Source organism: Desulfovibrio sp. ZJ200 (assembly GCF_011039095.1).
Lineage (GTDB): Bacteria > Desulfobacterota > Desulfovibrionia > Desulfovibrionales > Desulfovibrionaceae > Desulfovibrio.
On record NZ_JAAKEH010000069.1, the window covers coordinates 1 to 10,131 of the forward strand.

At 57.0% G+C, this 10,131-nt stretch carries 19 protein-coding genes; 3 read left to right on the forward strand and 16 right to left on the reverse strand.

Features of this window, described 5'->3' with window-relative positions:
- The 10 genes from G7Y52_RS13530 to G7Y52_RS13570 form a co-directional block, all read right to left on the reverse strand.
- Positions 1-230, reverse strand: a 230-nt coding sequence (locus G7Y52_RS13530) for a helix-turn-helix domain-containing protein (RefSeq protein ID WP_165065509.1), incomplete at its 3' end; no start/stop codon positions are given.
- 46 nt (positions 231-276) lie between these two features.
- Positions 277-1,383: a tyrosine-type recombinase/integrase gene (locus G7Y52_RS13535; RefSeq protein ID WP_165072769.1), complete on the reverse strand. Its 1,107-nt coding sequence runs from the start codon at positions 1,381-1,383 to the stop codon at positions 277-279.
- 258 nt (positions 1,384-1,641) lie between these two features.
- A complete protein-coding gene (locus G7Y52_RS13540) occupies positions 1,642-2,121 on the reverse strand; it encodes a hypothetical protein (protein WP_165072772.1) in 480 nt (159 codons plus the stop codon).
- A complete protein-coding gene (locus tag G7Y52_RS13545; protein WP_165072774.1) occupies positions 2,118-2,348 on the reverse strand; it encodes a hypothetical protein in 231 nt (76 codons plus the stop codon). The genes G7Y52_RS13540 and G7Y52_RS13545 overlap by 4 nt, the downstream gene beginning before the upstream one ends.
- Positions 2,338-2,913: a translation initiation factor 2 gene (locus G7Y52_RS13550; protein ID WP_165072776.1), complete on the reverse strand. Its 576-nt coding sequence runs from the start codon at positions 2,911-2,913 to the stop codon at positions 2,338-2,340. Before G7Y52_RS13550 ends, G7Y52_RS13545 begins: the two co-directional genes overlap by 11 nt.
- On the reverse strand, positions 2,910-3,182 hold the full coding sequence (locus G7Y52_RS13555; RefSeq protein WP_165072779.1) for a hypothetical protein: 273 nt from the start codon (positions 3,180-3,182) through the stop codon (positions 2,910-2,912). Before G7Y52_RS13555 ends, G7Y52_RS13550 begins: the two co-directional genes overlap by 4 nt.
- The gene (locus tag G7Y52_RS15535) at positions 3,175-3,297 is read right to left on the reverse strand and encodes a hypothetical protein (protein WP_277424316.1); all 123 of its coding nucleotides are present in this window, start codon (positions 3,295-3,297) and stop codon (positions 3,175-3,177) included. The genes G7Y52_RS13555 and G7Y52_RS15535 overlap by 8 nt, the downstream gene beginning before the upstream one ends.
- The gene (locus tag G7Y52_RS13560) at positions 3,294-3,470 is read right to left on the reverse strand and encodes a hypothetical protein (protein WP_165072781.1); all 177 of its coding nucleotides are present in this window, start codon (positions 3,468-3,470) and stop codon (positions 3,294-3,296) included. Before G7Y52_RS13560 ends, G7Y52_RS15535 begins: the two co-directional genes overlap by 4 nt.
- Positions 3,471-3,530: 60 nt before the next feature.
- Positions 3,531-3,989 carry a phage regulatory CII family protein gene (locus G7Y52_RS13565; protein ID WP_165072783.1) on the reverse strand — a complete coding sequence of 153 codons (459 nt, stop codon included), beginning with the start codon at positions 3,987-3,989 and terminating at the stop codon, positions 3,531-3,533.
- Positions 3,990-4,034: 45 nt separating this feature from the next.
- Positions 4,035-4,292 (reverse strand): hypothetical protein, encoded by a 258-nt coding sequence (locus G7Y52_RS13570; protein WP_165072785.1) that lies wholly within the window; start codon positions 4,290-4,292, stop codon positions 4,035-4,037.
- Between the two features lie 77 nt (positions 4,293-4,369).
- Between G7Y52_RS13570 and G7Y52_RS13575 the strand changes: the two genes are divergently transcribed.
- The 3 genes from G7Y52_RS13575 (at position 4,370) to G7Y52_RS13585 (ending at position 7,752) form a co-directional block, all read left to right on the forward strand.
- Positions 4,370-4,891, forward strand: a complete 522-nt coding sequence (locus tag G7Y52_RS13575; RefSeq protein WP_165072787.1) for a hypothetical protein — start codon at positions 4,370-4,372, stop codon at positions 4,889-4,891.
- Between the two features lie 160 nt (positions 4,892-5,051).
- The gene (locus G7Y52_RS13580) at positions 5,052-6,452 is read left to right on the forward strand and encodes a hypothetical protein (protein ID WP_165072789.1); all 1,401 of its coding nucleotides are present in this window, start codon (positions 5,052-5,054) and stop codon (positions 6,450-6,452) included.
- Between the two features lie 214 nt (positions 6,453-6,666).
- The gene (locus tag G7Y52_RS13585) at positions 6,667-7,752 is read left to right on the forward strand and encodes an SWIM zinc finger family protein (RefSeq protein WP_165072792.1); all 1,086 of its coding nucleotides are present in this window, start codon (positions 6,667-6,669) and stop codon (positions 7,750-7,752) included.
- Between the two features lie 264 nt (positions 7,753-8,016).
- Here the strand turns inward: G7Y52_RS13585 and G7Y52_RS13590 are convergent, their stop codons facing one another.
- The 6 genes from G7Y52_RS13590 to G7Y52_RS13615 form a co-directional block, all read right to left on the reverse strand.
- On the reverse strand, positions 8,017-8,238 hold the full coding sequence (locus G7Y52_RS13590; RefSeq protein WP_165072794.1) for a hypothetical protein: 222 nt from the start codon (positions 8,236-8,238) through the stop codon (positions 8,017-8,019).
- A 10-nt stretch (positions 8,239-8,248) separates the two neighbouring features.
- A complete protein-coding gene (locus G7Y52_RS13595) occupies positions 8,249-8,605 on the reverse strand; it encodes a hypothetical protein (protein ID WP_165072796.1) in 357 nt (118 codons plus the stop codon).
- A 101-nt stretch (positions 8,606-8,706) separates the two neighbouring features.
- Positions 8,707-8,934, reverse strand: coding sequence for a hypothetical protein (locus G7Y52_RS13600; protein WP_165072798.1), 228 nt, complete (start codon positions 8,932-8,934; stop codon positions 8,707-8,709).
- Between the two features lie 46 nt (positions 8,935-8,980).
- Positions 8,981-9,358, reverse strand: a complete 378-nt coding sequence (locus tag G7Y52_RS13605; protein WP_165072800.1) for a hypothetical protein — start codon at positions 9,356-9,358, stop codon at positions 8,981-8,983.
- A 106-nt stretch (positions 9,359-9,464) separates the two neighbouring features.
- Positions 9,465-9,638, reverse strand: a complete 174-nt coding sequence (locus tag G7Y52_RS13610; RefSeq protein WP_165072802.1) for a hypothetical protein — start codon at positions 9,636-9,638, stop codon at positions 9,465-9,467.
- Positions 9,639-9,940: 302 nt separating this feature from the next.
- Positions 9,941-10,131: phage tail assembly chaperone (locus G7Y52_RS13615; protein ID WP_241159653.1), on the reverse strand; the 191-nt coding region annotated here is incomplete at its 5' end.

The following is a 10,131-nucleotide window of genomic DNA, read 5'->3' on the forward strand; positions in this document are numbered from 1 at the left end:
TTTTTATCAAGAAGGGCTTGCAATTCCCGAATCTCCTCGCATGAGAAACAACTTGGGCGATGGCCATTGGGTTTGGCTGATAATCGTTGGTTTTCACGGTAAGCTCTGACCCAATTGCAGATGCTAGCCGGGGTATAACCTAAAATATCTGCCAATTGCCTGGCTGTTGCTTTTCCATCAAGATACGCATGAACAGCCTTGGTTCGGATTTCTTCAGATGCAAATTTCATCTCTGCAATCTAAACGATTTTTAAATAAAATAAAAGTCAAATTGCTCTAGTCGTCCGTGGTGGTGGCATGGTAGTGCCCCAGCAGGGACTTGGCCGCGCTGATGCCGCCGTCGCGGAACGCCAGGTGCGCACTCACATGGCGGATGGAGTAAAACACAAAGGGCTTTACTCCGGCTCGCCGGCACAGGCGCGCGCAGAACTTGCTGCGGTGCCGGAAGGGCAAACCCAGCGCGCCGGCGCAGTGAGTCTGCATGAACACGTTGTCCACCGCGCACGGCCTCGCTTGCCGCCACCAGGCCAGCGCCTTGACCAGCTCCGGGTGCATGTCGTTCCAGCGCACCCGCGGCCGACCGTCCTTGGTCTTACGGTCTGACAACCGGATTTTGCCCTCCTGCAGGCGAATATCTCGCGTCCAGGAAAGCCGGAACACCTCGCCGGCGCGCGCGCCGGTATAGTAAAAGGTCAGAAGCATCACCAGATCCTGGCCTTTGGCCAGTTCCAACACTTTGACCACGTCGTCTTCCGGCGGCACGTACCGTTCCCCCGCGTCCACCGGGAACTCCCTGACCTGGGCAAAGGGCGACGGACCTTGCGGAAAACCCTCCACGTTGCCCATGCCCCAATTCCAGGCCGCCAGCATGTTTTTGCGGTACTTGTTGGCCACGCCGGCCGGGTTGCCGATTTTGCCTTTCGGCTTGGGCCTGTCCCGCGCCGGCGCTTCCCCATCCTCTTGCGCGGCCCGACGCTCTGCGGCCTCCCGCGTTTTCGCGTCATAGACGCCGTTCAGAAACGCCGTGGCCAGGGGTTTGGTCACTGCGGCCAGAGAATGGATCCCCTTCTTGCGGCAGAAAGCGAAGAACGCATGCAGATGCGTCTGCTTTTCCACATACGTGGAGCGGCCCATGCTTCTTTTTACATGGTCCAGATAACTTTCACCCCAGGCCAAGAGCCGCTCGGAGTCCGTGAGGATCGCGTTCTTTTGGGCCTGCGCCTCCAGGTGCTCTTTTTTCCGATCCACCTCCCATTGCCGTGCGGCCATCCATTCCGGGCCTTTTCTGCGGCCCGGAGGGAAGAATTTGCTGTCCACCTCTTTCCCGTTCACAACCACCCTGGCCAGCCAGGCGTTGCCCCGGTTTTTCCTCAATGTCGGCATGGCTGAAATACTCCATCACCGTGCCCCACCTGAACCTCCAGCATCGGCCAAAGCGTTCGCCGCCGAGCTTATAGGCTACGCGTTTCACGGTTCGGGGGTCAAGGCGCAAGACTTGGGCCAGCTCCGAAAGGTACAGGATATCGTCCGCGTCCCGCATGGCAAACTCTCACACGCTTCGCGCTTTCCGGCCCCATGCCGCTTCCCGCACGGTCAACGGCACGGCCGGACGGCCCGCCGCGTCGAGCATAAGCACCTGATTCATGACAATTCCTCACTATCAAAATCCAGGGCCGGCATCTCCACATCCGGCGCTTCCGGAGCGGGCTTGCGCCCGCGTTTCCGGGCCGGGGACGCGTCGTCAGTCTGCCGTTTTCGCACCAGGGCCAGCAGGTGGCCGTTGAGCTTGCGCCCACGGGCGATGGTGTCTGACGCATTTTCCAATTCCTCGCGCAGGCCGGCCACATGGCGTTCCAGCGCGTCCCGCTCGCGGCGCAGGGCAAGCAGCTCGTCTGCCGGCTCCGGGGCCGGGCTGCCGGACGAATCGGCCAGCAGCCCGGCCAGCCCCATCAGCTCTCCGGTAAAAAAGAGGCTCTGCCGCCTGGTCGCTTTGTTGCGCAGGCGCACCCGGCCTTTGGAATCGCAGGTCAGGACGCCGTACTCGCTGCGCACCTGGCCGCGTCGGCTGACCCGGTAGCCCGGCCAGCCGGGGATGGGCAGATAGGCGGCTTCGTCGCTCATGCCTTGCACTCCTCCAGCGAGGATTCAATCTCCTCCAATGAGGATACGGCCTCTTCCAGGGCAGCGGCGACCTCCTCCATCCGCTCGCCGCGCCCGCTCTCGCGCAGGCCGTCGGGCAGGTTGTCCACCGCCTCTTGTTCCTCGGCCGCGATTTCCTCCAGTTGCTCACGCGCTTCGGAAATCAGCGCCATGACTTCATCCAGGCGTTTGCGGCGCTCATTGTTCATGATTTTTTCCTTCACGGGATGTTCCTCCTGGACCAGCCTGCCGCCGTGCTTGTGCGGGCGGCTGAGCCAAATCCGGCATAGTCGGCGCCATATTGCAGATTTTCTCGCTGGGACAGGACGCGCACCACTGCGCCTGAGGGGACGCGCGCCAGGGGCAGCTGACCAGGGTTGCGATGCGCTCGCAGGCATCCTCGACAGTGCGCGTCCACAGGGTCACAGCGCCATACAGCATGAGGCCCGGAGCTTCCAGTGGCCCCAGAATGCCGAGAACAGGCACGCCCGCGGCCCTGGCCAGGCCAACTTCCACCCCGGCATCCTGGCCGGACTGCCCGACGTAAATGAGCAGGTCGGCCCGACCGCAGGCCTCCTCGCAGAAGGCGAACACTTCGCCGCCGTGGTCCGTGTCCATCCACTGGCGGCGCTGCGCCGGGGTCAGATCGGCAGGCGGCATGGCCAGCCCGGTCCAGTCCAGGATTTGGATGTCTGGCAGTTCCAGCGCCAGGGATCGCTGGAGCAGCTGCACGGCGTGCAGCTGCCGGAAGGAAGCGGCAATGTAGATCTTCATCGGCGCGCCTCCGGGCTTTGGCACACGCGCTCTCTCTGGCGGCGTATTTCCTGGAGGAGCTTTGCTCTGCCCTCTGCGAACACCCCGACAATGTCGGAGGGGCGTATGTGGCCGCAGCCCGCCGTGAAGCAGATGCCGTCGTCCGCGCCCAGGGCTGCGGCATGGACTATGAGGCCCCGGATGCCCGGCTCTGCCAGAATCGTGTCCAGCGCGATGTGCAGCCGTTGTCTTTCCTCCCGGCTCGGTTGCCAGAGTCCCGTCTCAGTCATGGTGAGCCTCCTTGCAGTTGCAGGCGAGCCTGCTCAGCCGCCGCCATTCCGAAAATTGTTCCCACAGGCCGCAGCCCAGGCCGAGAGCGATAAAAAGAATGATGATGCCTGTCATGCCCTGGCCTCCCACAGTTCGCGGAAACTGCCGCCGGGGCAGAGTTCCCGCAGGCGCGCGAGGATGTCATCCATCGACGCGCCGCGCAGAACGACGCAGCGGCTGCCCTTGACGGCGTAAAAGATGAATCTTGCCCTTGCCTCTTGCTTCGGGTAGGTTGTTTGCTTACGCATGAGCTACTTCCTCATGTGTTTGCCCTCGGCGCTGTTGGTACCAGTTCCGGGGGCGTTTTTTTAGTGCCCGCGCTGACTGGCGACCTCCACCAGCCGCAGCAGGGCCAGAATGGCTGTTTGCGCGCGGTATCCCTTTTCCGCGATGGCCCGGCGCTCGGCCTCGGCAATGGTGCCGTCCGTCAGCGCGTCGGCCACGGTTCCCATCAGTTCGCCGAACTCGCGCACGCTGGTCATGCACTGGCTGGCCACCGCGCCGCAGTCGCCCTCAACATCCGGCATACGGACGAAAAATCCGCCCATAGCCTCGGCCATGACGTCCAGGGGCAGACAGGAGCCGGTCATGTCCATGACGGGCAACAGCAGTTCCACCCCGGCCTTGTGGCCGCTCCGCTCGCCCACCTCGGCCAGCAGCGTGGTGTAGTCGCGCCGCAGCAGCCCGGCCAGGGCCTTGGCCGGCAGGCCGTTGGGCGCGTTCAGCACAAGCTGGCGCAGAATGGGGGTGAGGCGGGGATATTCCATGCTAAAAATTCCTTCAAAATGGCGTGACGTAGCAGGCTTCAGCAGCTACCGTGAGGCTGTTGTCTCTTGCCCCATGAGGCCCGGGAAAAACGGCTCCGGCTTATGGTAGGGAGGCGGTAAAAGCTCGGCGGGGAAGCCAAGGCGAAGCATCTGCTTATGTCGCTTGGCCGGAATCGTTTCTCGGTTGAGCATGACACTGGCAAATGGCCTGGACACACCAAGGGCTTCCGCCAGAGCCTGGATGGAGATATGCCTTTCCTCCATCCACAGGGTGAGGGCTGCCTTCCGCTCCTCATTTGACATTGTCCTGCCCTCCTGTAATGTGGGTTACAGGTTTAGTTACGTCTTGCGTGAATACTTATGCTCTCAAAAGAGGGAAAATGTCAACACCAAAAGAGAACATAACCCCGTTAAAATTTCCGCAGCCCTTCATCAATAAGGTCTGGCACATAAAATATGAGCTTGTTTTCAGGCATTTTTGCTCCATAGCGTCCTCAATCGGATACAAGCCCACCACTCGTGGCTTTTGCCAATTTCTGCAGATTTCCGCTGGCAAACGAGAAAAGTGGTCGAAGGGGCAATGGCCAAGCGCGGAAGATTTGGAAAAGCTCCATGACCGACTTGGCTTTTCCTACCGCTGGCTGATTACTGGAGAGGGCGATCCCTTTGAGGAAGGAGGCACACTGCCCGAAGCTGATATTGCCAAAAAGGCGGAGGAAGTCCGTATACGTGGCATGGAACAGAGAATCCGGGAACTTGAGCAGGAGCTTCGGGAGTCGAAGTCCGAACTGGCCGAGGCCGACCGCCTCAACCGCAAACTTACTGCCCGCCTCCTCATTGACGGTGCCGGGGACAAAGACGCGCCGACCAATATCGGCAAGGCCGCAGGCGGGCAAGGGTGATTTTGTTCCGGGCCGGGGACGAGGGGACGTGAAGGGGCGTGCTGAAATCCAACACAGCTTATCGCCATTCGCTTGAAGAAATTCTAATGAGCGATATGGGCTGCTGAGCCCGAAAGATTTCATGTTAATCCAAACCACTTCATTGTGGGACTAAACAGATATGACTTCATCTACTATTTTTGATGCTGTCAAGAGAGAGAATGAAAAACTTAAAATACGTTTACAGGCTTTGGAAGCTGAGAAGGCACGAGAAAAGGCTGAAGCAGTTGAACTACGTTTGGGCCGCGAGGTAGATCGTAGTATATGGGAACATGAAAAATGTCAAATGCTCCTTCAAGAAATTCAAATATATTTTGAAAAAGAGAAAAGTAATCTGCAGAACCAACAAAAAAATGAAAAAGATGAGCGAGAAAAGTATTTACAAAGAGTATATAGAATTTCAAATTTTATTTTAGGTACTATTTCTGCAATTGCTGCATTATTAACTATAATTATAGCTATAAGTGCATGGCTTGGTTTTGGATATTTTCGAGATGTAAAAAATGAGATATATAATATAAGAAATAGCATAAAAGAGTGTCATAATGAAGTCATTGCTGATGTAAAAGATATAAAGAGACAAAAAGAAAATTTATATGCTCAGCCAAAAAATGATGGTACATTATATAGAAAGACTATTGATCAGGCTCAAGAGACATCAAAAAATCCAAATACTGAGAATATTATCAAGTCTCAAGCAATTTTATATACTGATAAAAAACAGTGGGATGAAGCATATGTATTTTGGAAAGCTGTTCTTGAAAAAGAACCAAACTCTCCAGATGCTTGTTTTTATGTGGCTCTTTCAGCACAAATGCTTGCAGAGAAAATAAAATCAAATAATGAAAAACAGAAATTGTTTGATGTTGCTGAAGAAAATTATCATCGGTCTGTGCAAGTTTCTCCTGATAGCATATCAGCATGGTGCAACTGGGGCAATTTGTGCATGAAACGAGGAGAGGCCGCGTCAAGTCCAGAGGAAAAAGAACATTGGTTTGAGCAGGCTGCGGAGAAGTACAGGCAGGCCACAAGGAGAGATCCCGGACATGTGACTAGCTGGTGCAACTGGGGCACGTTGTGCATGGAGCGGGGAGAGGCCGCGTCAAGTCCAGAGGAAAAAGAACGTTGGTTTGAGCAGGCTGCGGAGAAGTACAGGCAGGCCACAAGGAGAGATCCCGGACATGTGCCTAGCTGGGGCAACTGGGGCAATCTGTGTACGGAGCGGGGAGAGGCCGCGTCAAGTCCAGAGGAAAAAGAACATTGGTTTGAGCAGGCTGCGGAGAAGTACAGGCAGGCCATGAGGATAAATCCGGAAGACGTTGTGACCTGGTTCAACTTGGCGTGTCTGGAGGGCCTGCGCGGCAATGTGGCCCTCTGTGTGGATTGTTTGGAAAAATGGTACGCATTGTCTCCTGACGCGTCTGTTGCAAAACTGGACGGAGAAAAAGATTTTGATCCAGTCCGCAACTCTCCAGAATTCAAAGCTTTTCGGGAGAACGTGCAAAAAGGGCGCGGGAGATAGCTTTCGCACTGTAACAGGGCAACACGGCCTTCCGATTTTGTCCCTTGCCAGCTTTCTCAACTTTCTTTAGAGCATTTTCTCTTTGAAAATGCTCTAGCTAATTTCATTAGCAAACCGCTCTAGGAATACCTCGTCGCGGAACCGAAAGAAGAACGCTCTCTGAACCTGTACCAATACGGCTCCCGGCTTGAGACGCGGAAAGCAGGAGGCGCGGATGACGGAACGGATATTTTCCACCCAGGGCGATGTGCTGGAATTTCTGCATGATCAGGGCTTGAAAATCAGTCGGGCCAAACTCAGCAAGGATTATCGCGAAGGCCTCCTTCCCTGTATGTCGGACAAGCGATTTCGTGAAGAAGACGTCCGGGCCTATGCCGAAAGCCTCAAAGCTCCCTCCGCAGAAGAGAAGAAAGACAAGCTCATGAAGGCCCGCGCCGAAGTGGAAAGTCTAAACGCTCTGATTTCCCGCCTTTTGAAGGTTGTGCCGGACGCCGAGGCAACAACGCGAGTTCTGGAAAAATGGTTAGACAAGCACAGCGACACCGCGCCGAACCTCCTTAGTGATGATGTCCGGGCTGCCCTGGATCGGATTGCGACAGAGAAAGCAACGCGTGTTGAAGAAGCGTCGCAGGCCGAACCGTACGAAAGAAACAGCGCAATTGCGCCGCTTCACTATTATGTGCAAGGCAGCGCTTTGGAGCCGTACCAAGTCACGTTCAAGGGTGAAGGACAAGGCTTGACAGCTTCCTGCTCATGCCCGGCGGGAAAAAAAGGAAAGACATTCTGCAAGCATGTCGCCTGGCTGCTGAAAGGCGACGCTTCCAGGCTTGCCGAAGGCTCTGATGAGTTGGCCGCGCTTGCGCTCCGGGCCAACGGTTCGCCTTTGCTGAAAAAGGCCCACGAATATCACTTTACTGAAAAGCAAAAACTCCCTGCTGTAAAAGGCATAAGCTCTGTAAAAGACCTCATTCCTCTTGTCGAACCGATGCTTGCCGGAACCGGCCTGTGGAGCGAATACAAGACAGGTGGGGATGGTTCGGAATTCCTGGGCATTTATCTTCGGAAAATGTATAAGAACGGGAAGCCGTATAAAAATCCTACCCAGATGCTATCTTTTTCTTATAAACCTGTCATATATGAAGCTATGTATGATGAACTGACCGAAAAAATAGAGAACAAAGCGGTGGGTATCCGCACTCTGCCTTATTTGGTCGATAGTACCAATTACGGAAAAATTGAATCGGCATGTGCGAGTTTTATGAACAAACTGGAAGAGATCCTTGCCGGTCACGTTGGTTAAAATTCAAAAAAACGCCGCAGGGCAGAACAGGCAAAATATGGTGGAGCATATTGAAAATTTGGATGCGCTGCTCCCGTTATCCGCAGCCCTCCTCTTCACTCCACCCGCGTCACAAAACCGGCCCGGATCAGATCCTTCACATGCGCTTCCGGGCTGATGGCGCGGATGACGCTGCCGTTTATAGTTGCAAGTCCTTTGTTGCTGAATTTTATTGTCCGGAGGGGCGGCCATGGCCATCCCCCCGGACGCGGCGGGAAGAGGGGTTCAGCTCCCCACCGAAATGGCGCGGACGCCCGCTCCGGCCGCCTCGGCCGCAGCCGCCCGGCAAGCCTCGGGGAACGCGCCGTTATGCCAGTGCGGCTCGCCCTGGCCGTTGCGGCCCCAGAAGAACGCCCACTCGCCCCGGCCACGCGGGGTCTTGCCCCAAGCCGTAATGTAGCCTGTATAATCCACCAGCACGCCCTTGATGATACGATTCAGCGTCATGGCGGCCTCCTCAGATGGCATCGGCATACGCGGCCGCCGCGTACACCATGCCGTCCAGATAGCGCATGGGGGTGGGGATGCCCAGCTCGCGGCGGGTCCGACGGCCCAGGGTCCAGCCTTGCCAGCGGGCAATGGCGGCGGTCACGGCCTGATCCAGAGACATGTGCCGCAAAAAACAAAGCACGTCGTCGGCAAAATGGCGGCCCCAGATGCCGTCCAGAAAGGCCCGGACGTACTCCGGTTCCGCTCCGGTTTCGGCAACGATGGCGCTCATGGCTGCGGCCCAGGCCGCGTCGGCGCAGCCGTCCAGACTCATGGTGCCGTAAAAGCCGTATCCCTCGTTTTCGGACATAAGCGTTTCCATCATGCAACCAATTGATTTTTATTGTTATATATCTCAGCGTGCTTGTGTGTTCGCTCTTTGCCCGGGGGTTGGCAAGTCCTTTCTTGCTGAATTTTATTGTTTTTTTATGCCGGATCAATCAAAACGGCACGCAGCTCGGCCTTTGCCGCCAGACGGGCGCGCCGTTTCCAGGTAATGCGGATGTGGCGTTTACGGCGGCTGCGCACCGCGCTTTTGCACTCGCCGCCCTTGCCGCCCAGGCGCACGGCCGAGCTTTTGAGCGCGTAGCGCACGCCGTCGGCGGCATCGGGGTCTGCGGCCTCACCCGCGCGGGGAATGCCATACGCTTTCATGCTGCCTCCTCCATTGCGCCGGAGGGGGACTGTCCCTCCGGATGGCTTATTCGCCCGGCTGCAGCACGGTCTGAAGCTTGGCCACCACGTCGTCGGCAGCGTAGACGAACGTGCTCACGGCCGCGGCCACATTGACGCTGGACAGATCGTCGCTGCCGCACAGGTGGAGCACCGGACGCTCCAGGGCGGCGGCCGCCCCGACCGCCACGGCGGATTCTGTGTCCGGCCGGCCGCTGATCAGCACCGCGTCAGCCACACGGATACAGGCCAGAATTGATTCCATGCGGTCGCGGCGGGACTCGCCCAGGGTCAAGACCTCCAGCCCCATGCCCTCCAGGGTATGGCGCAGGATGGGCGTGTAGCAGCGGGACGCGGCGCTCTCGGCAATGTAGACGGTCTGCTTTTTTTCGCTCTGCTCGGACATAATATAACCACTTAAAATATATCCAGATTCACCTTGCGGCGTGTCTGTGTAATCGCTCTTGCGCCGAGGCTTGGCAAGTCCTTCCTGCTTGATTTTTATCATTTTTTTAGTGCGGGGTCAGGATGCGGTAGCCGTTAGAGCAGATTACCTTTGACTTTTTATGAAAGTCAAAGGTGGCATTCAGGCGAAAAACGCGGTTTTCGCCTGAATGCACGCCGCGTTGCGGCGGCTGCCGCTTTCGCGTCAGCAGAGCATTTTCAAAGTGAAAATGCTCTAGCAAGCTTTGCCTGCTTGCGCCAGCCGTTGGCGAGTCTGCGAGCCTTGCGGTAGCCGTTAGCGGCTCCGCCGCTTACGGATAGCGACAGCGATTTCTTTGTGTCGCATGTCAAGTAACTAATTGCTGTCTTCATCCGTAAGCCGCTGAAGCGGCAACGGCTGAAGCACGGATGGCGACAGCGGTTGCGTTGGCTGGCTGCCGCAGTAACCCGTTGCAGTCTTCATCCGTAGCTTCCTTCGTCGCAACGGCTGGAGCAAAGAGCAGGGCCAGAGCGTCAATGACTTTGCGCGGCTTGAATGAATCCGTCATTGCTCTACACCTCTGGGGTTTACCGGCCACGGCGTTGCCTCTCCGCCGCCATCCCAGGGCGCGCCGGCTTGCGCGGGCAGGTCGCGCAGGGCCTGACGCCAGGCCATAACTGAGGAACGAGTTATGTCATCCAAAGGATAGTCGGGCATAATCAGATAATCCGCAGCGGACAGGCGGCGGTCACGCT

Coding starts and splice junctions, on each gene's coding strand:
- G7Y52_RS13535 (WP_165072769.1), bottom strand. CDS start 1,383: ATGCCGACATTGAGGAAAAACCGGGGCAACGCCTGGCTGGCCAGGGTG.
- G7Y52_RS13540 (WP_165072772.1), bottom strand. CDS start 2,121: ATGAGCGACGAAGCCGCCTATCTGCCCATCCCCGGCTGGCCGGGCTAC.
- G7Y52_RS13545 (WP_165072774.1), bottom strand. CDS start 2,348: ATGAACAATGAGCGCCGCAAACGCCTGGATGAAGTCATGGCGCTGATT.
- G7Y52_RS13550 (WP_165072776.1), bottom strand. CDS start 2,913: ATGAAGATCTACATTGCCGCTTCCTTCCGGCAGCTGCACGCCGTGCAG.
- G7Y52_RS13555 (WP_165072779.1), bottom strand. CDS start 3,182: ATGACTGAGACGGGACTCTGGCAACCGAGCCGGGAGGAAAGACAACGG.
- G7Y52_RS15535 (WP_277424316.1), bottom strand. CDS start 3,297: ATGACAGGCATCATCATTCTTTTTATCGCTCTCGGCCTGGGCTGCGGC.
- G7Y52_RS13560 (WP_165072781.1), bottom strand. CDS start 3,470: ATGCGTAAGCAAACAACCTACCCGAAGCAAGAGGCAAGGGCAAGATTC.
- G7Y52_RS13565 (WP_165072783.1), bottom strand. CDS start 3,989: ATGGAATATCCCCGCCTCACCCCCATTCTGCGCCAGCTTGTGCTGAAC.
- G7Y52_RS13570 (WP_165072785.1), bottom strand. CDS start 4,292: ATGTCAAATGAGGAGCGGAAGGCAGCCCTCACCCTGTGGATGGAGGAA.
- G7Y52_RS13575 (WP_165072787.1), top strand. CDS start 4,370: ATGTCAACACCAAAAGAGAACATAACCCCGTTAAAATTTCCGCAGCCC.
- G7Y52_RS13580 (WP_165072789.1), top strand. CDS start 5,052: ATGACTTCATCTACTATTTTTGATGCTGTCAAGAGAGAGAATGAAAAA.
- G7Y52_RS13585 (WP_165072792.1), top strand. CDS start 6,667: ATGACGGAACGGATATTTTCCACCCAGGGCGATGTGCTGGAATTTCTG.
- G7Y52_RS13590 (WP_165072794.1), bottom strand. CDS start 8,238: ATGACGCTGAATCGTATCATCAAGGGCGTGCTGGTGGATTATACAGGC.
- G7Y52_RS13595 (WP_165072796.1), bottom strand. CDS start 8,605: ATGATGGAAACGCTTATGTCCGAAAACGAGGGATACGGCTTTTACGGC.
- G7Y52_RS13600 (WP_165072798.1), bottom strand. CDS start 8,934: ATGAAAGCGTATGGCATTCCCCGCGCGGGTGAGGCCGCAGACCCCGAT.
- G7Y52_RS13605 (WP_165072800.1), bottom strand. CDS start 9,358: ATGTCCGAGCAGAGCGAAAAAAAGCAGACCGTCTACATTGCCGAGAGC.